21 protein-coding genes and 1 pseudogene are annotated in these 20,165 nt (G+C 63.8%); 12 read left to right on the forward strand and 10 right to left on the reverse strand.

Going from position 1 to position 20,165, the window contains the following annotated elements; translation table 11 throughout:
• Positions 1-71 precede the first annotated feature (71 nt).
• A complete protein-coding gene (arsM, locus tag KJ624_04405) occupies positions 72-845 on the forward strand; it encodes an arsenite methyltransferase (protein MBU2009068.1) in 774 nt (257 codons plus the stop codon).
• Positions 838-1,917: an ACR3 family arsenite efflux transporter gene (gene arsB, locus KJ624_04410; GenBank protein MBU2009069.1), complete on the forward strand. Its 1,080-nt coding sequence runs from the start codon at positions 838-840 to the stop codon at positions 1,915-1,917. Before arsM ends, arsB begins: the two co-directional genes overlap by 8 nt.
• Here the strand turns inward: arsB and KJ624_04415 are convergent.
• Positions 1,899-2,726, reverse strand: a complete 828-nt coding sequence (locus KJ624_04415) for a TIM barrel protein (GenBank protein MBU2009070.1) — start codon at positions 2,724-2,726, stop codon at positions 1,899-1,901. The genes arsB and KJ624_04415 overlap by 19 nt on opposite strands.
• An 89-nt stretch (positions 2,727-2,815) precedes the next feature.
• A pseudogene (locus KJ624_04420) lies at positions 2,816-2,923 on the reverse strand (ABC transporter permease).
• Positions 2,924-3,133: 210 nt separating this feature from the next.
• On the opposite strand from KJ624_04420, the gene rny reads away from it, so the two are divergent.
• The 3 genes from rny (at position 3,134) to KJ624_04435 (ending at position 6,375) form a co-directional block, all read left to right on the forward strand.
• Positions 3,134-4,654 carry a ribonuclease Y gene (gene rny / locus KJ624_04425; GenBank protein MBU2009071.1) on the forward strand — a complete coding sequence of 507 codons (1,521 nt, stop codon included), beginning with the start codon at positions 3,134-3,136 and terminating at the stop codon, positions 4,652-4,654.
• 109 nt (positions 4,655-4,763) lie between these two features.
• Complete coding sequence (locus KJ624_04430; protein ID MBU2009072.1) at positions 4,764-5,540, forward strand: TIGR00282 family metallophosphoesterase; 777 nt, start codon at positions 4,764-4,766, stop codon at positions 5,538-5,540.
• 34 nt (positions 5,541-5,574) lie between these two features.
• Positions 5,575-6,375 carry a PHP domain-containing protein gene (locus KJ624_04435; protein MBU2009073.1) on the forward strand — a complete coding sequence of 267 codons (801 nt, stop codon included), beginning with the start codon at positions 5,575-5,577 and terminating at the stop codon, positions 6,373-6,375.
• Positions 6,376-6,433: 58 nt separating this feature from the next.
• On the opposite strand, the gene sppA is transcribed toward KJ624_04435, so the two are convergent.
• Positions 6,434-7,210, reverse strand: a complete 777-nt coding sequence (sppA, locus tag KJ624_04440; protein MBU2009074.1) for a signal peptide peptidase SppA — start codon at positions 7,208-7,210, stop codon at positions 6,434-6,436.
• A 134-nt stretch (positions 7,211-7,344) separates the two neighbouring features.
• Here sppA and KJ624_04445 point away from each other — a divergent pair, with 134 nt between their 5' ends.
• The 7 genes from KJ624_04445 (at position 7,345) to fabF (ending at position 12,795) form a co-directional block, all read left to right on the forward strand.
• Positions 7,345-7,911 carry a YckD family protein gene (locus KJ624_04445; GenBank protein ID MBU2009075.1) on the forward strand — a complete coding sequence of 189 codons (567 nt, stop codon included), beginning with the start codon at positions 7,345-7,347 and terminating at the stop codon, positions 7,909-7,911.
• A gap of 74 nt (positions 7,912-7,985) precedes the next feature.
• The gene (locus tag KJ624_04450; GenBank protein ID MBU2009076.1) at positions 7,986-8,681 is read left to right on the forward strand and encodes a response regulator transcription factor; all 696 of its coding nucleotides are present in this window, start codon (positions 7,986-7,988) and stop codon (positions 8,679-8,681) included.
• Complete coding sequence (locus tag KJ624_04455) at positions 8,662-9,768, forward strand: HAMP domain-containing protein (GenBank protein MBU2009077.1); 1,107 nt, start codon at positions 8,662-8,664, stop codon at positions 9,766-9,768. Before KJ624_04450 ends, KJ624_04455 begins: the two co-directional genes overlap by 20 nt.
• A complete protein-coding gene (locus KJ624_04460; protein ID MBU2009078.1) occupies positions 9,765-10,412 on the forward strand; it encodes a Crp/Fnr family transcriptional regulator in 648 nt (215 codons plus the stop codon). The genes KJ624_04455 and KJ624_04460 overlap by 4 nt, the downstream gene beginning before the upstream one ends.
• Positions 10,413-10,474: 62 nt before the next feature.
• Positions 10,475-10,708: a DUF2249 domain-containing protein gene (locus tag KJ624_04465; protein MBU2009079.1), complete on the forward strand. Its 234-nt coding sequence runs from the start codon at positions 10,475-10,477 to the stop codon at positions 10,706-10,708.
• Positions 10,678-11,472 carry a YwiC-like family protein gene (locus KJ624_04470; protein ID MBU2009080.1) on the forward strand — a complete coding sequence of 265 codons (795 nt, stop codon included), beginning with the start codon at positions 10,678-10,680 and terminating at the stop codon, positions 11,470-11,472. Before KJ624_04465 ends, KJ624_04470 begins: the two co-directional genes overlap by 31 nt.
• Before the next feature lie 84 nt (positions 11,473-11,556).
• Complete coding sequence (gene fabF / locus KJ624_04475) at positions 11,557-12,795, forward strand: beta-ketoacyl-ACP synthase II (GenBank protein ID MBU2009081.1); 1,239 nt, start codon at positions 11,557-11,559, stop codon at positions 12,793-12,795.
• 3 nt (positions 12,796-12,798) lie between these two features.
• Here fabF and KJ624_04480 read toward each other — a convergent pair whose 3' ends face one another.
• The 7 genes from KJ624_04480 to hemA form a co-directional block, all read right to left on the reverse strand.
• A complete protein-coding gene (locus KJ624_04480; GenBank protein ID MBU2009082.1) occupies positions 12,799-13,671 on the reverse strand; it encodes a PAC2 family protein in 873 nt (290 codons plus the stop codon).
• Between the two features lie 23 nt (positions 13,672-13,694).
• Positions 13,695-14,999 carry a glutamate-1-semialdehyde 2,1-aminomutase gene (hemL, locus tag KJ624_04485; GenBank protein ID MBU2009083.1) on the reverse strand — a complete coding sequence of 435 codons (1,305 nt, stop codon included), beginning with the start codon at positions 14,997-14,999 and terminating at the stop codon, positions 13,695-13,697.
• Complete coding sequence (locus KJ624_04490; GenBank protein MBU2009084.1) at positions 14,996-15,454, reverse strand: arsenate reductase ArsC; 459 nt, start codon at positions 15,452-15,454, stop codon at positions 14,996-14,998. The genes hemL and KJ624_04490 overlap by 4 nt, the downstream gene beginning before the upstream one ends.
• A 71-nt stretch (positions 15,455-15,525) precedes the next feature.
• Positions 15,526-16,506 (reverse strand): porphobilinogen synthase, encoded by a 981-nt coding sequence (gene hemB, locus KJ624_04495; protein MBU2009085.1) that lies wholly within the window; start codon positions 16,504-16,506, stop codon positions 15,526-15,528.
• Positions 16,503-18,005 (reverse strand): uroporphyrinogen-III C-methyltransferase, encoded by a 1,503-nt coding sequence (gene cobA, locus KJ624_04500; protein ID MBU2009086.1) that lies wholly within the window; start codon positions 18,003-18,005, stop codon positions 16,503-16,505. The genes hemB and cobA overlap by 4 nt, the downstream gene beginning before the upstream one ends.
• Entirely contained in the window at positions 18,005-18,922 is a 918-nt protein-coding gene (gene hemC, locus KJ624_04505) for a hydroxymethylbilane synthase (GenBank protein ID MBU2009087.1), read from the reverse strand. Before hemC ends, cobA begins: the two co-directional genes overlap by 1 nt.
• Positions 18,915-20,165 (reverse strand): glutamyl-tRNA reductase, encoded by a 1,251-nt coding sequence (hemA, locus tag KJ624_04510; protein ID MBU2009088.1) that lies wholly within the window; start codon positions 20,163-20,165, stop codon positions 18,915-18,917. Before hemA ends, hemC begins: the two co-directional genes overlap by 8 nt.

Consider the following 20,165-nt stretch of genomic DNA (forward strand, 5'->3'; position numbering starts at 1 on the left):
GTCGAGGGGTTTATTCAGCGTAACAAACAGTAGCTGAAAGGCAATCAATTCATAGAAAGGGGGAGCGTGCTATGAAGGGCGACAAAATCAAGAAAGCTGTAAAACATCACTACTCGCGAATAGCAGAGCAGAGCGGGCGGACATCATGTTGCGCCACTGGCTGCTGTGGCGAAGTGTCCCCATTGGCTGAAGCCGTGGCTGCGGGTTACAGCAAAGAAGATTTGGAACACATTCCGCAAGAAGCAATCATGGGGCTGGGGTGCGGGAATCCTGCCGCCTGCGCTGAGTTGAAGCCTGGAGAAACCGTACTCGATTTGGGGTCGGGTGGTGGTATTGACGTCTTCCTGGCCGCCATCAAAGTGGGACCTCAGGGAAAGGCCATCGGTATTGATATGACGGAGCAGATGGTTGATAAAGCTAACCGTTTAGCCAGAGAAAAGGGCTACCAGAATGTCGAGTTCCGGCTGGGCGAGATTGAGAAACTTCCCATCTCTGATAGTTCGGTGGATACCATCATCAGCAACTGTGTCATAAACCTATCCGCAGATAAGTCCAAGGTCTTTCGCGAGGCATACAGGGTGCTCAAGCCAGGCGGCAAGCTGGTTGTCTCAGATATTGTCTCTGAGCGGCCACTCCCTCGAAAGATGCAGGATGACCTTGTTTCCTGGTCGCAATGCGTTTCCGGAGCTCTGGAAAGGAACGAATACCTGAGCACAATAGTGAAGGCAGGTTTCAGTGAGCCGACAATTATCTCTCAGCGCGAGTTCTACGTAGAAACCGGCATGAAGAAATTAGGGAGACTATTCAGCATAATTGTAAGAGCCAACAAGAAGAGCAATGAATGAGGCTAGTTCTAAAGGCATTGTTGGCAGACTGCCCCTATTAGACCGATTTCTCACCCTCTGGATATTCCTGGCGATGGTCTTGGGGGTAGGACTGGGATACTTTGTCCCCAGGGTCGCCGACTTCATCAGCTATTTCCAGGTGGATACGACTTCTATCCCAATAGCCATAGGGCTCATCCTGATGATGTATCCCCCCCTGGCCAAGGTCAGGTATGAGGAATTGGGTAAAGTATTCCGCAACTGGCGTGTGCTGGGGCTGTCGCTGATTCAGAACTGGCTCATCGGCCCGGTGCTCATGTTCTTTCTGGCTATCATCTTCCTACGGGCTTATCCCGACTACATGCAGGGACTCATCATGATCGGCTTGGCCCGCTGCATTGCCATGGTCATAGTGTGGAACGAGCTCGCCAAGGGAGATACAGACTATGCCGCCGGGCTGGTGGCCTTCAACTCTATCTTTCAGATAGTCTTCTACTCTGTGTACGCCTATGTCTTCATAACAGTGCTGCCGGAATGGTTCGGTCTGGAGGGCACAGCGGTGGACGTTACTATCGGGCAGATAGCTTCGAGTGTGTTCATCTATCTGGGAATCCCTTTCTTCGGGGGCATGATTACACGCTTTGCCCTTATCAAAAGGAAGGGGCGGCAGTGGTATGAGAGGAAGTTCATTCCCAAGATAAGCCCTGTTACTCTTCTTGCCCTCCTTTTCACCATCGTGGTCATGTTCTCGCTGAAGGGGGAATTCATCGTGGGTCTGCCCCTGGATGTGGTCCGTATTGCTCTCCCACTCCTCATCTACTTCGTCGTCATGTTTCTTGTCTCTTTCTATATGGGCAAGAGGATCGGGGCTGGCTATCCCCGGACAGCAAGCATCGCCTTCACCGCTGCCAGCAACAACTTTGAGCTGGCCATTGCCGTGGCGGTAGCAGTGTTCGGCATCGGCTCCGGTCAGGCCTTTGCTGCCGTAATCGGGCCCCTGGTGGAGGTGCCGGTGCTTGTCAGCCTTGTAAGCGTTGCCCTCGCCTTCCAGCGGAGGTATTTCCAGCCGGCTGCTCAGGGCAAGGAGCGGTAGGTCTGCTGGAGGAGGAGGGCGTCCTCCTCCAGGTTGGGGCTCTCGCAGATGATGGTCCCGCTGGCTTTGGAGTCCTTCAGGGCCCGCAGGAGCTCTTCATAGCGCAGGTCAGCCTCCTTCAGGTTCAGGTGCTTCCTCTCCCCGGCCTGGCTGTATTCAATGCCGGAGAGATGGATATGCAGCTTCTCCAGGCCCCGCCTCCCCAGCCTGGACTCCACCTGCTTGAGGATGAGGAGGAACTCATCATAGGTGTTGTTCTTCCCGTGGCGGGCATGCCAGTGGGAGAAGTCCAGGGTGGGCAGGACCCCCTCGATTTCCGCCGAGAGGGAGAGGACCTCCTCCAGGTTGCCGAACTGGGTGTCCCTGCCCATCACCTCGGGGCGGATGAGGATTGGGTTTCCCTCCCGGCGCAGGGTGGCCACGATTTTCTCCAGGCTCCCCTTCACCCGCTGGTAGACCGTCTGGGGGGGGTCGCCCAGATAGAAGGCGGTGTGGGCCACCACGCTCTCCGCCCCGCAGAGCGCCCCGATGCGGGCCGACTGCAGGATGCGGGCCTCGCTGGCGGAAAGCTTCTCCGGCTCGTGGGCGTTGAGGTTGATGAAATAGGGGGCATGGCAGGAGAGACGCACCCCCAGACTCCGGGCCACCTCCGCCGCCTGGAGGGCGGTCCTCTCCCCCATCTTCACCCCCTGGACAAACTGGATCTCCATGCAGTCCAGGCCCAGCTCCCTTATCCTCTCAATCCCCGCCTGGGTCGTGGGGGAGTGGGACGAATGGGGGGTGCCCGCGGTGCCAAAGAGAAGGGCCACGGGATAATTCTAGACGATTCCCGATAGCCCCGGCAACCGTCTTCTTCTGCCAGGGAAGATTACATGGTGAAAGGTTGTGCCTGCCAATATTAGGTAGGAGAACGAACGGAGCCCCGCGGGTCTAAGGCGTCCCGGAGGGCATCGCCCAACAGCGCAAAGCTCAAAACGGTGATGGCCAAGGCAAGGCCGGGCAAGACCGTCAGGGTGAGGCCTATGCCGGCCAGCACAGCCCGCATGAGTGAGACCATCTTGCTCTTCAAGTGATACCCGCCGACACGAATCCTACTACGCTGATCTGCCGTCAGGCAAAGGCCTGCCGTATTTTTCCTTGACCCTTAGGGCTGAAGGTGATAGCATTGTCTGGTTAACCCCCCAGCCGGGCAAAAATAGCCAGGGGGTGAAAGTTGATGCAGATACTGTTAGTGGCAATAGCCTCCCTGGTGGCAGGGGGGCTACTCAGTTACCTCCTCCTCCAGTTCCTGGACCTCAGGAAGAAGAAGGCGGCGGAGAAGCAGGCCGAGGAGATCCTGGCCCGGGCCAGGGCCCGGGATAGGGAGTCCCTTCTAGAGGCCAAGGAGGAGGGTATCCGCCTGCGCACCCAGGCGGAGGCGGAATACCGGGAGCGACGCGCGGAGCTAGGCCGAACGGAGCGGAGGGCCTCCCAGAAGGAGGAGACCCTGGAGCGCCGCCGGGAGGGCCTGGACCGCCGGGACCGCCAGCTTCAGGACCGGGAAAAGGAAATCCAGAGCCTCAAGAACCAGATAGAGGACGTCAAGAAGAAACACACACAGGAGCTTGAGGCCGTGGCGGGACTTACCGGCCAGGAGGCCAGGGCCATCCTTCTGAAGGAGCTGGAAGGAGAGGTCCGGGAGGAGGCCTCCCGAAAGGTGCGGCAGTGGGAGGTGGAGGCGAGGGCCGATGGCGAGGCCCGTGCCCGGGAGGTGCTGGCCCAGGCCCTTCAGCGGTGTGCCCAGGATGTGGTCGGCGAGACCACGGTCTCGGTGGTGGTCCTGCCCAGCGACGAGATGAAAGGCAGGCTCATTGGCCGGGAGGGGCGCAATATCCGGGCCCTGGAACAGGCCACTGGGGTAGAACTCATCATTGATGATACCCCCGAGGCCGTAGCCCTCTCCAGCTTTGACCCCGTAAGGCGGGAGGTAGCCCGAATTGCCCTGGAGAGGCTCATCCGGGACGGCCGCATCCACCCCGCCCGCATTGAGGAAATAGTGGAAAAGGCCAGGGCCGAGGTGGAGCAGTCCATGGTGGCTGCCGGGGAAGAGGCGGTGGTCAAGGCAGGGGTCCCGGGTCTTCACCCCGAGCTGGTGAAGCTCCTGGGCAGGCTAAAATACCGCACCAGCTACGGCCAGAATGTCCTGGCCCATAGCCTGGAGGTAGCCAACCTGGCAGGGCTCATAGCTGCAGAGATCGGGGCCGATGGGAGGCTGGCCAGGAAAGCCGGCCTCCTCCATGACATTGGCAAGGCAGTGGACCATGAGGTGGAGGGGACCCATGCGCTGATAGGGGCCCGGCTGGTAGAGCAGTGGGACCGCTCCCCTCAGGTTGTCCAGGGCATTGCCCAGCACCACGGCGAGTCCGACACCACCTCGGTGGAGGGCTTCATTGTGGCTGCCGCCGATGCCCTCTCCGGGGGCCGCCCCGGGGCCAGGGCAGAGTCGGTGGAGAGATACCTCCAGCGCATCAAGGCCCTGGAGGACATCGCCAGGAGCCTCCCCGGTGTGGCCGAGGCCTTTGCCATCCAGGCCGGACGGGAGGTCAGGATTATGGTGAAGCCCGAGGCGGTGGACGACCTGGGGGCCATGAGGCTGGCCAGGGACATCGCCAAGAAGATTGAGGAGGGCCTGGAATACCCCGGCCAGATAAAGGTCACCGTCATCCGGGAGACCCGGGCTGTGGACGTCGCCAAATAGTAGATACCCCATGAAGAATTCGCTTCGCTCTTTTGCATGGAGGCCCCGAAGATTGTGGCGGCCAAACTGGGGCCCCCTGAAAAACAGCGTTTTTCAGGGGTAGGACTTCATGCGCCTCTTGATGGTGGGGGATGTGGTGGGCCGCCCCGGCCGGAGGGCACTCGGGCTGGTCTTGCCCCGGCTCCGGCAGGAATACGGGCTGGACCTGGTTATCGTCAATGGGGAAAATGTGGCCGGGGGGCAGGGACTCACCCCGGAGACGGCAGAGGAGCTCTTCGCCCTGGGGGTGGATGTCATAACCTCCGGCAATCATATCTGGGAACACAAGGAGATATATCCCTACCTGGGCGGCCAGCGGCCTGTCCTCAGGCCCCTCAACTATCCCCCCCAGGCCCCCGGGAGGGGCTATGTCATCCTGGAAAAGGCTATGGTGGTCAACCTGGTGGGCAGGACCTTTATGGGCAACTTTGACTGCCCCTTCCGGGGAATGGACCAGCTCCTGGCCCAGGAGAGAGACCACCCGCCAGTGGTTATCGTGGACTTCCATGCTGAGGCCACCTCGGAGAAGAATGCCATGGGCTGGTATCTGGACGGGAGGGTGAGCGCCGTCCTCGGCACCCACACCCATGTGGGCACCATTGACTGGAGGGTCCTGCCCCGGGGCACGGCCTATGTTACCGATATTGGCATGACCGGTCCGATGGACTCGGTCATCGGGGTTGAGGTGGAAGCGGTCCTCCAGCGCTTTCTTACCCTTCTCCCCCATCGCCTCCCCGTGGGCAAGGGCCGGGTGACATTCAATGCCGTTCTAGTGGATATAGATGAGGCCTCGGGCAGGGCCCGAAAGATAGACCGAATCATCCGGGAGGTGGGGGACGAGGGCTGACCTCCACCTCCATTCCACAGCGTCGGACGGGCGGCTGAGCCCCCGGGAAATAGTCCAGCAGGCCGCCAGGCTGGGGCTGGAGGTCATCGCCCTCACCGACCACGATTCGGTATCCGGCATCGCCCCCGCCCAGGCGGAGGCAAAAATCTTCCCCGGCCTTCTCTTCATCCCCGGGGTGGAGGTGGCGACCCTCATCCCCAACGGGGAGGTGCATATCCTGGGCTACTTCTTTGACCCCTCCCATCCTACCCTGGTATCTACCCTGGAGCGTCTGCGGCTTTCCCGGGTGGAGAGGGCGGGGAAGATTGTGGAAAAGCTCAAGGGCCTGGGCCTGCCTTTAAGCTGGGAGAGGATACTGGAGCTGTCCGGGGGCGAGTCCCTGGGCCGCCCCCATATCGCCCAGGCCATGGCGGAGAAGGGCTATGTCCCCGACATCCGACAGGCCTTCCTGCTGTATATCGGGCGGGGAAGGCCGGCCTATGTGGACAGGGACCACCTGAGCCCCGAGGAGGGTGTGCGGCTCATCCGCATCGCCGGGGGCCTGCCCGTCCTGGCCCATCCCCTGGATATTGGCGCAGTGCCCCTGGAGCCCATTCTCCGCCGGCTCAAGAGGCTGGGGCTGGTGGGGATGGAAGCCTACTACGGCGACTATACCCCTGAGAAGGTGGAGCATCTCGCTGGCCTGGCCAGAAAGCTGGGGCTTATCCCCCTGGGGGGCAGCGACTATCACGGCCTGGAGAAGGGCATTGATACCCCCCTGGGATCCGTGGACCTCCCCCGGGAAGCGGTGGACAGGCTCCTGGCCCTGGCCCCCCGCCCTTTGACGGCCAGATAACGGGGTGTGGTGGGCTGTGAGCGTTCAGCGCCTGTCTTCGCCGGCTATACGCTGAACCCTAGCCCAGGTAATAGAAGCGGTTGAAGAGGTGTGCCAGGGCCTCCTCCGCCAGGGAGGAGGCGAAACCCCCCAGCAACCTCTCCCGAAGGCTCCTGGGGGGCCTGGCGTAGGAATATCGGCGGGGGATTTTGGCCATCTCCGCCGCCAGGTCCAGGGCACGCTCCATATCCCCCAGCTCGTCCACCAGGCCCAGCTCCTTGCCCCTCCTGGCGGTGAACGCCTCCCCGGTCGCCAGCTCCCTCACCCTATCCGGGTCCAGCTTCCTCCCCCGGGCCACCGTCTGGATAAAGTCCTCGTAGTACTCCAGGACCAGCTCCTGGTCCTTCTGCGCCTCCTCTGCGGTGGGCTCCCGCCAGAAGGCCCCCGCGTCCTTGAGGCGGCCCCCTTTGGCCACGGTGAACTTTACCCCCAGCTTCTGGAGGAGTTCGGGCACTACCGGGCGGACGGAGATGACCCCGATGGAGCCCACCAGGGCGGAGGGCAGGGCCACTATCTTGTGGCAGGCTGAGGCCAGCATATAGGCCCCGGAGGCCCCCATCCCCCGCACAAAGGCCACCAGTGGCTTCTGGGAGGCCAGCCGGGAGGCGGTGGTGAAAAGGTAGTCCGAGGCGGTAACCAGTCCCCCCGGGGAATCAATCTCCAGGACCACCCCCTTGACCCGCCGGCTTCTCCTCAGCCCCTCCAGCAGGCGGATATAGGTCATCAGCCGGGGCCCTCCCCCCAGGAGGCCGGTGAACTCCACTACCCCCAGCCGGGGCCTTGCCCAGAAAAACATGTTCCCTCCCTCCGGGGCATTATAGCCGAAAATAGAAAAAGACCCCCGGGGCCTTCTTCACCAACTCCCTATCGTGCGTTCACATTCCGTTCACATGGCTCCTCCATAATATCAGGTGAAAGGAGGTAAGAGGAATGAAAAAGAGATGGTTCATGGTCCTGATGGTGGTGGGGCTCCTGGCCCTGCTGGCCGTCCCGGCGGCGGTCCTGGCCCAAAGCGACGAGGCGACAGTGGGATACTATCCCGCCTACCGTGGCCTGTGGGACGTGAGCGCCCAGGAACGGGTTGCTCAGCTCCTGGGGATTACCCCCGCGGAGCTCCTGACTCAGCTGGAGGGTGGGGCCACCCTGAGCGAGCTGGCTGCGGCCAAGGGGGTGCCCACCGAGAGCCTGGTGGCGACCATACTGGCACCCCACAAAGAAATGCTGGACATCAAGGTGAAGTATGGCCGCCTGACCCCTGAGCAGGCCCAGCAGGCGCTGGAGACCGTCACCGCGAGGGTGCAGGCGCTGGTGCAGACCAGATTCACCGCCACCTCCACCTGGGGTCCCGGTACTGGCCCCTACTGCCCCATGATGGGGGGCGGGTACCAGGGTGACCCTAATGCTACCCCCGGCCTCAACGCTCCCGGCCGTGGCAGGGGCTGGGGCAGGGGTGGTGGCATGATGGGCCGTGGCATGATGGGTGGCTGGGACTGGTAGGTTGGCCCGGAGGGGCGGGGCAGAACCCCGCCCCTCTTCTTTTTTGCCTCTCTTCCCTAGGCTATAATGGGGCTGTGGCCGGGAAGAGAATACTGGTGGTGGAGGATGAGAGGAAGATTATCGACATCCTCCGCCTCTATCTGGAAAGGGAGGGCTTTGAGGTCTTCCACGCCCTCACCGCCGGGGAGGCCCGGGAGGCATTTTCACGCCTCAGGCCCGACTTGGTGGTGCTGGACCTGATCCTCCCCGACGGCGACGGCCTGGAGGTCTGCCGGGCCTTCCGCAAGGATTCTTCAATCCCCATTCTCATGCTCACAGCGCGTGACGAGGAGGTGGACCGGGTGGTAGGGCTGGAGATAGGGGCCGATGACTATGTGACCAAGCCCTTCAGCCCCCGGGAGGTGGTGGCCCGGGTGAAGGCGGTGCTTAGAAGGAGCCAGCCCCCCGCTCCTCCCCAGGAAATAAAGGCGGGGGAGCTGGTCCTGGACCTGGACAAGTATGAGGTCCGTTGCCGGGGGCAGGTGGTGGAGCTTACCTCCACCGAGTTCAGGCTCCTCTCCGTCCTGGCCCAGCACCCGGGGAGGGTCTTCACCCGCATGCAGTTCCTGGACCAGGTCCAGGGGGAGGCCTTTGAGGGCTACGAACGGACCATTGATGCCCACATCAAGAACCTGCGCCAGAAGCTTTCCCCCCTCGGCTGCCATTGTATTGCCACAGTGAGGGGGGTAGGCTACAAGCTGGAGGTGGGGGATGCCGCGGCTGGCCCTTAAGCTGGCAGGGGCCTTTGTCCTGGTGGCGGTGGTGGCGGTGGCCCTGGCCGCCTACCTGGTGAGCCGTTCCACCCAGGGGGAGTTCGGTCTCTACCTGGAGGATATCGGCCGGATGGGGGAGGGAATGGGGCGGGGGATGATGTGGGGGAGGGGCCCCATGATGGGGCTGGGCCAGGAGGAGCAGGCCTTCCTCCAGGGAGTAAACCGCTCCCTGTGGGCGGCGGGGATCCTGGCGGCAGGGGTGGCAGCTTTGCTGGCCCTCTTCTTCTCCCGATACCTGGCCCAGCCCCTGCGCCGGATGGCAGGGGCGGCGAAGAAAATGGCTGGCGGGGACTTCAGCCAGAGGGTAGAAACAGGCTCTCGGGACGAGATGGGGGAGCTGGCCCGGGCTATGAATGCCATGGCCGAGGCCCTGGGGAAACAGGAGGAGCTGAGGCGACAGTTTGTGGCCGAGGTGGCCCACGAGCTCCGCACCCCTCTCACGGTAATCCAGGGAAATATGGAGGCCATGGTGGACGGGGTCCTGCCCCCCACCCCGGAGCACCTCTCCTCCCTCAACAGCCAAGTGGTGGTCCTCTCCCGCCTGGTCACCGACCTGCGCACCCTGTCCCTGGCCGATGCCGGCAGGCTGGAGGTCAAGCCCGTCCCCCTGGATATCGGTGAGGTAGCCGGGCAGGCCCTGGTAGTGGTAGGGCCCCAGGCGGGGGAGAAGGCCATTCGCCTGGAAAGGGACCTCCCCCCGGCCCTGCCCCGGGTGCTGGCGGACCCTCAGAGGGTGCTCCAGGTCCTGCACAATCTCCTCGCCAACGCTCTGCGCTACACCCCGGCGGGGGGGCGCATACTCTTTGAGGCCAGGCCCGCCCCCGGCGAGCTGGTCCTCTCCCTTTCCGATACTGGCCCTGGCATCCCGCCGGAGGACATGCCCTACCTCTTCCAGCGCTTTCACGGACACCGTTCCGGAGGCTCGGGCATTGGCCTGGCGGTGGTGAAGGCCTTGGTGGAGGCCCAGGGGGGGAGGGTCTGGGCGGAGAGCCGGGTGGGACAGGGCAGCACCTTCTATTTCACCCTCCCCCTGGCGGCAAAATGATAAGTCCGGTCTTCATCGCCGCCCTCCCCTATTTTGCAGGGCTAAGGGCCGAGGAGATAGAAGACATCCGCCGGGCGGTCTTTGAGAGGACCTGTGACCGCAATGAGGTCATCGCCATGGAAGGGGAGCCCTGCCTGGCGGTGTATTTTGTGGCCAGGGGCTCGGTGAAGATAGTCAAGACCTCGGTGGACGGGAGGGAACAGGTGCTGAGGGTGATGCGGCACGGCGATTCCTTCAACGATGTCCCCCTCTTTGATGATGGCCCCAACCCCGCCACCGCCGTGTCCCTGGAGCCCACCATTATATGGGGCATTCCCAAGGAGAAGATGCTGGAGTTCCTGCGCCGTTACCCCAGGGTAGCCGAGAATGTCCTCCGGGTCTTTTCCCAGCGGCTGAGGCACCTGGTGGCACTGGTGGAGGACCTCTCCTTCCGCCATGTTACCTCCCGCCTTGCCAAGATGCTCCTGGAATATGAGGGGGAAGGGGAGCACCGGCTCACCCAGCAGGAGATGGCCGCCCTGGTGGGCACCGCCCGGGAGATGGTGGGGCGGAGCCTGAAAGGCCTGGAGGCCATGGGGGCCATAAAGGCAGAAAGAAAGCACATCACAATCCTGAACCGCGGGGTCCTCCAGGAGCTGGTATAGGGCGAGACAAAAGTCGCAGACATCTTTACTATCCAGACTAGAATAGAAGAGGAGGGAGAGAAATGAGAAGAAATCTCCTCTTGGATGTTTCGCAACGCCCGCCCCGGGAGAGCCAGAGACGTCTCCTGGACGTCTTTGACCGGGCTATGACGGGGGATAGCATAAAGCTCGTAAGCGACTCTGCTGTCGCACCTATCTGCCAGGTCCTCTATGAGGAAAGGGAAGGCCAGTTCCTCTGCCATATGCATAAAGAAGCCCCCGGGGAATGGGTCGCCCGGATCATAAAGACCCGCTAGCCCCTCCCATCCCCGGCGAGCCAGGGCCCTGGGCCATGAGCCTCACCGCCATGGTGGTGGGGATAGGGGTTGCAGGAGTTTCATGGGCCGCTCTTTTCTTTGTCCTCTCGGCCCTGTCTCTGTTCCTGCTCCGGGAGCCCCTGGAGACCCTGGGCAGGGGGAATTTCGGCCGCCGGCAGGGCCTCTGGGGCTTGATATACCTGGGCCTGGCGCTTCTCTTTGCGGTGCCCCTTCTCCTCTGGGGGCGATGGTTTATCCTGCCGCTGGGGGCTGTCGCCGGCCTTGCCCTCCTGGGGCACATCCTCCTGGTGAGGCACAGGAAGGAGAGGGCCTGGTGGGGGGAGCTGGTGGGGATTGGGGGGCTGTCCCTGGGGGCCTGGGGTGCCTATTATGCCTCCCTGGGGGTCCTGAATGAGATAGGGGCCTTCCTGGGGCTGCTGGTCTTCCTTTACCTGGGCTCCAGCGTCTTCTTTGTCAAGATGATGGTGCGCCGCAAGGGGGAGTGCCCCTTAAGGAAGCGCCTGGGGCTGGGGCGGGATGTCCTCCTCTATCAAGCCCTACTCTGGCCTCTCCTCCTGGGCCTGGGCCTGGGGGGGCTGGTTCCCCTCTGGACCCTGCTGGCCTTCGTCCCCCTCGCTTTCAAGGTATTCCTGGCCGTCTTTCTCGGGGCGAGGCCTGCGTCTATCCGGGCCCTGGGGAGGCAGGAGGTGGCCTACAGCACCATTTTCGCCGTTATCCTTGTCCTGGCCTTCCGCCTCTCCTAGCGGCTTTACAAATTGCCCTATCTGGGCTAAAATTCCCCTTTCAAGAGGGATGCTAGACGGCGGTTTCTGGATAGGGAGGCAGTGATGAAAAGGGTGGTTATCACCGGTATGGGGTCGGTTACCCCCCTGGGAATAGGCGTGGAGCCTTCCTGGCAGGCCCTGCGGGAGGGCCGGTCGGGTATCGGGCCGGTAACCTTTTTTGACCCCTCCCCCTTCAAATGTCAGGTTGCTGGGGAGGTCAAAGGCTTCAACCCCCTGGACTTCATGGATGAAAAGACATCCCGGCGCATGGACCGCTTTATCCAATTTGCGGTCGCCGCCGCCCGGATGGCGGTGGGGGATTCAGGGCTAAAGATAGATTCCGGCAATGAGGACCGGGTGGGGACGGTCATCGGGACCGGTATGGGCACATACCACAGCTTTGAGCAGGCCCATGCCCTGGTGATGCAGGGGGCCCACAGCCAGGTCTCCCCCTTCTTCATGGTGACCACCTGTCCCAACATGGCGGCAGCGGTAGTGTCCATCCTTTTCCGGGCCCGGGGGCCCCAGCACTGCCCCGTGGAGGCCTGTTCCACCGGCACCAACGCCCTGGGCCTGGCCTTCCGTCTCATCCAGATAGGGGAGGCCGACGCCTTCATCGCCGGCGGGACCGATGCGGGCATTATGGAGACTTTCTTCGCCGGGCTGGACGCCACCGGGGCCACTACCAGGAATAATAGAGACCCCCAGCGGGCCAGCCGCCCCTTTGATGCCACCCGGGACGGATTTGTCAGCTCCGAGGGGGCCGGCATTTTGCTTCTTGAGGAGCTGGGCCATGCCCTAGGAAGGGGGGCAAAAATCTATGCCGAGGTGGTGGGGTGGGGCCACAACTGCGATGCCTACCACTACACCTCCCCCTCCCCCGACGGGACGGGGCCCGCCCACTGTATGACGATGGCCCTCAGGGATGCGGGGCTAGGGCCGGAGGAGGTGGACTACATCAATGCCCACGGCACCTCCACCAAGGCCAACGATGTCTCGGAGACCCGGGCCATAAAAAGGGCCTTTGGAGAACACGCCAAGAAGCTGGCGGTGAGCTCCAACAAGTCCATGCTGGGCCACATGTGGGGGGCGGCGGGGGCGGTGGAGGCCATCTTCTCTGTCCTCACCATAAGGGAAGGCATCATCCCCCCCACCATCAACTACCAGCACCCCGACCCCCAGTGCGACCTGGACTATGTCCCCAATATAGCCCGGAAGGCCCCGGTGAGGGTCGCCCTCTCCAACTCTTTCGGCTTCGGCGGCATCAACGGCTCCATCATCCTCAGGGCCTTTGAGGGATAGAGACTAGCCCCCCCTTTCCCTCTTGAGGAATTCCTCCACATCTTTCAGGACATCCTCGGGGTGGAGGGGGGAGGGGGTCTTTTCCCGGCCGTATTCCTTTTCCAGGGTCTCCACGTGGCCCTTCAGCTGCGGGTTCTGGGCCATGAGTTGGTCCAGGACCCGGCCCAGCTCCTGGGCGGGCCTTTCCAGGTCGGAGAGGTCCAGTTCCAGGTCCAGCATCCCCACCAGCTTGTTCACCAGCGTGAGGCAGACCTGGGGGTTGGCCACCGATATGTAGTGGGGGACATGGCCCCAGATACTCAGGGCGTCCATGCGCCGGCGGGTGCAGGCCATAAGGAGGGTGGAATGGAAGCTGGAGGGGCCCCGGTAGTCCGTGAGCTCAATCCCCAAGCGCCCCAGCCCCTCTTTCAGCCGGGCCCGGTTGACAATCCCTGTTACCCGGGGCTCTATGGTATGGGGCAGACGGTCAAAGACCGCGCCCAGGGCGATAACCCGGACCACCCGAAAAGCCCGGGCCACTTCCAGAAGGGCCTGGCAGAAGTGGAGCCAGCGGAGATGGGGCTCGTTCCCCAGGAGGAGGATGAGGTCATGGCCCTTCTTCTTGCCCTTGCAGTGGAAAAACTCATTGGCTGGGAAGCTGAGGGCTTTGAGCGAGCCTCCCTCCACCACCACCGCGGGGCGCTGGGAGGTGAAGTCGTAGTATTCCTCGGGGCTTATCTCGGCGAAGCGGGTGGCCCGGAGCTTGTCCTTGAGATAGCCCACTGCCCCCGTGGCCACCTCCCCGGCGTTGGGCCAGCCGGAGAAGCCCGCCACCAGATAAGGTTCCCGGAGCTTGGGGGCCTCGTAGAGGATGAGGCCCTCTATCTTTTTCCGCACAATATCCCCTCAAGGGCATTATATCACTTTGGCCCTTTCCCTATTCGTCTCTCCCCCAGGGCGGACCCGGCGGCGGCCAGGGTGGCCTGAATATCCCGGTGGGTGTGGGCCAGGGAAAGGAACCAGGCCTCAAAGGGGGAAGGCGGGAGATATACCCCCTCTCCCAGCATCTTCCAGAAGAACCGCCGGTAGGCCTCCCGGTCCGAGGCCAGGGCGGAGGCGTAATCGGTTACCGGCCCTGGGGCGAAGAAAAGCGTGAGGAGGGAGCCCACCCGGTTCACGCTGCCGGGTATCCCTGCCCTTTTTGCGGCCCCCCCCAGCCCCCTTTCCAGGAGGGAGGCCTTTTTCTCCAGGGCCTCATATACTCCGGGGCGGGACAGGGCCTTCAGGGTCTCCAGCCCTGCCGCCATGGCCAGGGGGTTCCCGGAGAGGGTCCCCGCCTGGTAAACAGGGCCGGAGGGGGCCAGGAGCTCCATGATTTCCCCATTCCCCCCGAAGGCCGCTGCGGGGAGCCCGCCCCCGATGACCTTCCCCAGGGTGGTGAGGTCAGGGGCAACGCCGAAGAGGCCCTGGGCCCCTCCCCACCCCACCCGGAAGCCGGTGATGACCTCATCAAAAATCAGAAGGGCGCCGTAGCGGCGGGTTATCTCCCGGAGGCCCTCCAGGAAGCCGGGGTGGGGGGGGACCACCCCCATGTTGGCGGCCGCTGGCTCCACAATGACCGCCGCCACCTCCTCCCCCTGCCGGCCGAAGGCGGTGGCGACCGCCTCCAGGTCATTGTAGGGCAAGACGATGGTGTCCCGGGCCAGGGAGGAGGGGACCCCCGGGCTATCGGGGAGGCCCAGGGTGGCCACCCCTGAACCCGCCCGGGCAAGAAAGCTATCGCCGTGGCCGTGGTAGCACCCGGCGAACTTGATGACCTTCTCCCTTTTGGTATAGGCCCGCGCCAGCCGCAGGGCAGAAAGGCAGGCCTCGGTGCCCGAGCTGACAAAGCGGAGCTTCTCAACGGAGGGCAGGGCCGAGCAGATAAGCCGGGCCAGCTCCGTCTCCAGGACGGTGGGAGCGCCGAAGCTGGTGCCCAGGGAGGCCTGTTTCTTTATTGCCCTTATCACCCCGGGGTGGGCGTGGCCCAGGATAAGGGGGCCCCAGGAGAGGACATAGTCGATATACTCGTTGCCGTCCTCGTCCCAGATATGGGAGCCCTTCCCCCTCCTGATGAACAGGGGCTCGCCCCCCACCCCCTTAAAGGCCCTCACCGGGCTGTTCACCCCCCCCACCAGGTATTCCTGGGCCTGGGCGAAAAGCTGCTGCGACTTTTCGGTCTTCATCCTTTGGCCAGCTTCTCTACCAGCTTGAGGACCTTTTCCTTAATGATATCCCGGGCCTCCCGGTAAAGGGGCAGATATTTATCATCGTTGGGGCTGAAGGGGTCGGGGATGCCCCAGTGCTCTATCTTCTTCCCAGGCACCACCGGACACGCCTCGGCCTCAGTGCACACTGCTACTATGAGGGAAGCCTTGACCAGCATGTCCCCGGTCAGGGGCTTGGGCCGGCCCTGGTGTTCAATCCCTATCTCCTTCAGGGCTTTCAGGGCCAGGGGGTGGACTTCCTTCCCTGGCTGGGTCCCCGCGGAGACAGCCCTCCAGCCCGGCGGGGCGTAGTGGTTGAACAGGGCCTCGGCCATCTGGCTGCGGCAGGTGTTGCCCACACAGATAAAGAGGACTAGTGCTTGCTTGCGGAAATCAGCGAAACGAGATTCTTCGCTATGCTCAGAATGACACATCTATGTTGTCACCCTGAGCGAAGCGAAGGGTCTCTGCTCACTTTTGTGACGGGAATTATTGTAACTAAGCACTAGCCCTCTTTCAGCCACCGGGCGGCCTCCTTGGCGTGGTAGGTGATGATGAAGTCCGTCCCCGCCCTCTTGATGGCGGTGAGGACCTCCAGGGCGGCCCTCCTCTCCTCCAGCCAGCCATTTTGGGCGGCGGCCTTCACCATGGCGTATTCCCCGCTGACATTGTAGGCGGCCAGGGGATACGGGAAGTTGTCCCTGGCCTGGGCGATGACATCCAGGTAGGCGAGAGCGGGCTTGACCAGGATGATATCGGCCCCCTCCATCACATCCTGCTCAATCTCCCTCATGGCCTCCCGGACATTGGCGGGGTCCATCTGGTAGCCCCGGCGGTGGCCGAACTTGGGGGCGGACTCCACCGCCTCGCGGAAGGGCTCAAAGAAGGCGGAGGCGTATTTGGCGGAATAGGCCATGATGGGGATATGGGAGAAGCCCTGCTCATCCAGCCTCTCCCGGATAGAGGCCACCTGCCCGTCCATCATGGCGGAGGGGGCCACGATATCAGCCCTGGCCTCGGCCTGGGAGAGGGCAGCGCGGGCCAGGAGCTCCAGAGTGCGATCGTTGTCCACCTCCCCCCCTGTCACCACCCCGCAGTGGCCGTGGGTAGTATATTCACAGAGGCAGACATCGGTGATGACCACAAGTTCCGGCACAGTCCCCTTTATCTCCCGTATGGCCTCCTGGACGATGCCCCGGGGGTCACAGGCCTCTGAGCCCTCCTCGTCCTTCCGCGAAGGGATGCCGAAGAGTAGGACAGCCGGGATGCCCAGCTTGTGGGCCTCCTCCGCCTCCTTAGCGGCCATATCAGGGGAGAGGCGGCAGATACCGGGCATGGAGGTAATTTCCTGGCGCTGGGCCCGGCCGGGGACCACAAAGAGGGGATAGACCAGGTCCTGGACGGAGAGCCTGGTCTCCCGGACCAGACCCCGCAGGCCCTGAGTGCGGCGCAGCCTCCGCAGCCTCAGCTGAGGAAAAGTGCTCATCCCGCTCCTTTCTGGCAGTATTCCACCATGGCCCTCACCAGGCCGGGGATGGTGTGTTCCGGGGCTTCTATATCTACCTTCAGGCCCAGCCCCTTGGCGGTGTCGGCGGTCTGGGGGCCGATGCAGGCCACCCGGGCACCGGCCAGGGCCTCCCAGCTCCCCCTCAGGGCCCGGAAGAGGCCCTGGACGGTGGAGGAGCTGGTGAAGGCGACCATGTCTATCCCCTTTATTTTCTTCTTGATGTCCCTTTCTTTTGTGAGGCGGGTCCGGTAGGCCACCGCCTGGTCCACCCTGGCCCCCAGGGCCCGGAGCCCTTCCCCCAGCCCCTCCCCCGCAAGGTTGGTGCGGGGGAGGAGGACGCGGGTACCCTTCAGGTCCTGGGAGGCCATCTCCCTGGCGATGCCCTCGGTGGAATACTCCCGGGGGACCAGGTCCGCGCGGAGGCCATAGGGTTTCAGGGACTCTCCCGTGGCGGGGCCGATGGCCAGGAGGCGGGCCTGGCCCAGGGCCCGGGCGTCCTTTCCCCGGGCGAAGAGTCTCTCAAAGAAGGCCTCTATCCCCTTCGGGCTGGTAAAGACCACCCAGTCGTATTCCCCCAGCCTGTCCAGGGCCCTGTCCAGGCGCGGGCTGGGGGCAGAATAGGTCTCTATGGTGGGGACCTCCACTGGCTGGGCACCCTCCCGGGCCAGGAGGGCGGAGAGGCGGCTAGCCTCAGTGGTGGGCCGTGTGACCAGCACCCTTTTCCCCAGGAGGGGCTTCTTTTCAAACCAGGAAAGGAGGGGGCGCAGGCTCACCACCTCTCCAACCACCAGCACCGCCGGGGGGGCCAGCTTTTCCTCCTTGGTCCTGGCGGCGATGTCCTGTAATGTGGCCGTAATAGTTCTCTGCTGAGGGCGGGTCCCCCACTGGATGAGGGCGGCGGGGGTGGTGGGGGGTCGGCCGTGGCGGATGAGCTCCCGGGCAATCCTGGACAGGTTCTCCACCCCCATGAGGAAGACCAGGGTATCCGCCCCCCCAGCCAGCCGGGCCCAGTCCAGGCGTTCCTTTTCCTCCCCGGGTTGCCCGGTGATGACGGCGAAGGAGGAGGCAAACTGGCGGTGGGTTACCGGGATGCCGGCATAGGCAGGGGCGGCTACGGCAGAGGAGACGCCGGGGACCACCTCAAAGGGGACCCCGGCCCGGGCCAGGGCCTCCGCCTCCTCCCCACCCCTCCCCAGGACAAAGGGGTCTCCCCCTTTAAGCCGGACCACGAGTTTCCCCTCCCGGGCCTTCTCTATGAGGGTCCGGTTTATCTCCTCTTGGTCAAAGGCCCTTACCCCGCGGGCCTTTCCCGCATAGATAAGCTCCGCCCCTTTAGGGGGGCACTTCAGCAGGTCCTTTGCCACCAGGCGATCATAGACCACCACCTGGGCATGATGGAGGAGCTGGAGGCCCTTGAAAGTGATAAGCCCCGGGTCCCCCGGCCCCGCCCCTACAAGATACACCTTCCCTGTTTCCATCAGAGGGCCACCTCCTTCAAGATTTCCCCTGCCCCCTGCTCCAGGAGCTTCTGGGCCAATGCCCGGCCGGTGGCCTCGGGGTTTTCCCCCTCGGCCTTGTCCCGGAGCACCCTTTCCCCGGTGGGGGAGGCCACCAGCCCCTGGAGGAGGAGGCGTTGGCCAGCCATCTCCCCCAGGGCGGCGATGGGGTAATGACAACCGCCCCCCAGGGCCTCCAGGAAGGCCCTTTCTGCTGTGATGGCCAGGCGGGTGGGGGGGTGGTCCAGGGCGGCCAGCATCTCCGCCAGTTCCGCATCCCCCTCCCTCATCTCCACTGCCAGGGCCCCCTGCCCCACCGAGGGCAGGCAAATCTCCGGCGGGATAAACTGGCTAATCCTATCCCCCCAGCCCAGGCGGAGGAGCCCCGCCGCCGCCACCACCGCCGTCTCCACCATGCCGGAGGCCACCTTCCTCAGCCGGGTGTCCATGTTGCCCCTCATTTCCACCAGGGCCAGGTCGGGGCGGAAGGCTTTTAGCTGGGCGGAGCGGCGGGGGCTGGAGGTCCCCACCCTGGCCCCGGGGGGCAGCCCGTCCAGGGACAGGCCCTCCCGGGATACCAGGGCATCCCTGGGGTCCAGACGGCGGGTGATGCAGGCCACGGTGATGCCGGGATTGGGCTCGGTGGGCAGGTCCTTGAAGCTGTGGACGGCCATATCCACCTCCCCCCGCCGGAGGGCCTCCTGGACCTCCTTGACAAAGACCCCTTTCCCCCCTATCCGGGACAGGGGCACATCCCGCAGTATGTCCCCCCGGGTCTCTATCTTTCTGATGCTGAACTCCCGGCGAGGATAGAGGGCCTGAAGGCCTTCCAGCACCTCCTGGGTCTGGGTCAGGGCCAGCAGGCTTCCCCGGGAGCCCAGGACGAGGGGCCTATTCAGGGGGCTTTTCCTCCAGGCCGAAGAGCTCAAGGGCGGCCTGGCGGAGGCCCGGGTCCCGCTTGAGCCTGGTGATGGTGGGGTGGAGGAGCTTGTTCAGGATGGCCTTGGTGAGCCGGTCCACCCTCTCCCGGCCATGGGGCGGGAGGCCCAGGGCCTTGAGGCTCTTCTCAACTTCCCTCTGCCGGATGGCCTCGGCCTTCTCCCTCAGGGCGACGATGGCGGGGACGGCCTCCTGGGCCCGCCACCAGCGTTTGGCCCTCCCTATCTCCTCCTCCACGATGGCCTCCACCCTCTTGACCTCCCTCTGCCGCTCCTCCAGGCCTACCTGGGAGATGGCCTGGAGGTCGTCTATGTTATATAGGGAGACCCCGGGTATGCCTTTCACGCCGGGGTCAATGTCCCTGGGCACGGCGATATCAATGAGCAGGAGGGGCCGCTGGGGCCTTCCCGCCATGGACTCCGCTACCTGGGAGGGGCCCAGGATGAAGCCGGGGGCCCCGGTGCTGCTGATAACAATATCCGATGCGGCCATGACCCGGGGGAGCTGGGAGAAGGGAACGGCCTGGCCACCCAGAGTGCGGGCCAGGGCCTGGGCCCGAGAATAGGTCCGGTTGGTGACCATCACCTGGCCCGCTCCGCATCCCTTCACTATCTTGCCGGTGAGCTTCCCCGTCTCCCCGGCGCTGATGATGATGATGTTACAGGGGGCCAGGTCCCCCAGGAGCTTGCGGGCCAGGAGGACAGCCACATGGCTCACCGAGACTGGGTAGTGGGAGATGAGGGTCTCACGCCTTGCCCTCTTGCCCACCATGAGGGCATGGCGGAAGAGGCGGGAGAGGGGCCGGGGGCAGGAGCGGGCCGCCAGGGCCAGGTCCAGGGCCTGGCGCACCTGCCCCTGAATCTGGTCTTCCCCCAGGACCATGGAGTCCACCCCCGCCGTCACCCGGAAAAGGTGGCGCATGGCCTCCTCCTGGGTGTAGCTATATGTATACGGGGAGAAGTTTCCCAGCTCCCGCCCACGCTGGGAGCTGAGGAAGTCCTCCAGTTCCTGCGGGGAGAGGGATGAATCGGTCCCCAGGGCGTAGACCTCACTGCGGTTGCAGGTGGAGAGGATTACCCCCCCCAGGATATGCCGGGGCAGGGAGCGGAGGGCGGACTTCACCGCCTCGGGGGTGAGGGCTGCCCTCTCCCGCACCTCCAGGGGGGCTGTCTTGTGGCTGAGGCCAACGGCAAGCAGGAACAA

The sequence above is a fragment of the Chloroflexota bacterium genome (assembly GCA_018825785.1).
Taxonomy (GTDB): Bacteria; Chloroflexota; Dehalococcoidia; order JACVQG01; family JAHKAY01; genus JAHKAY01.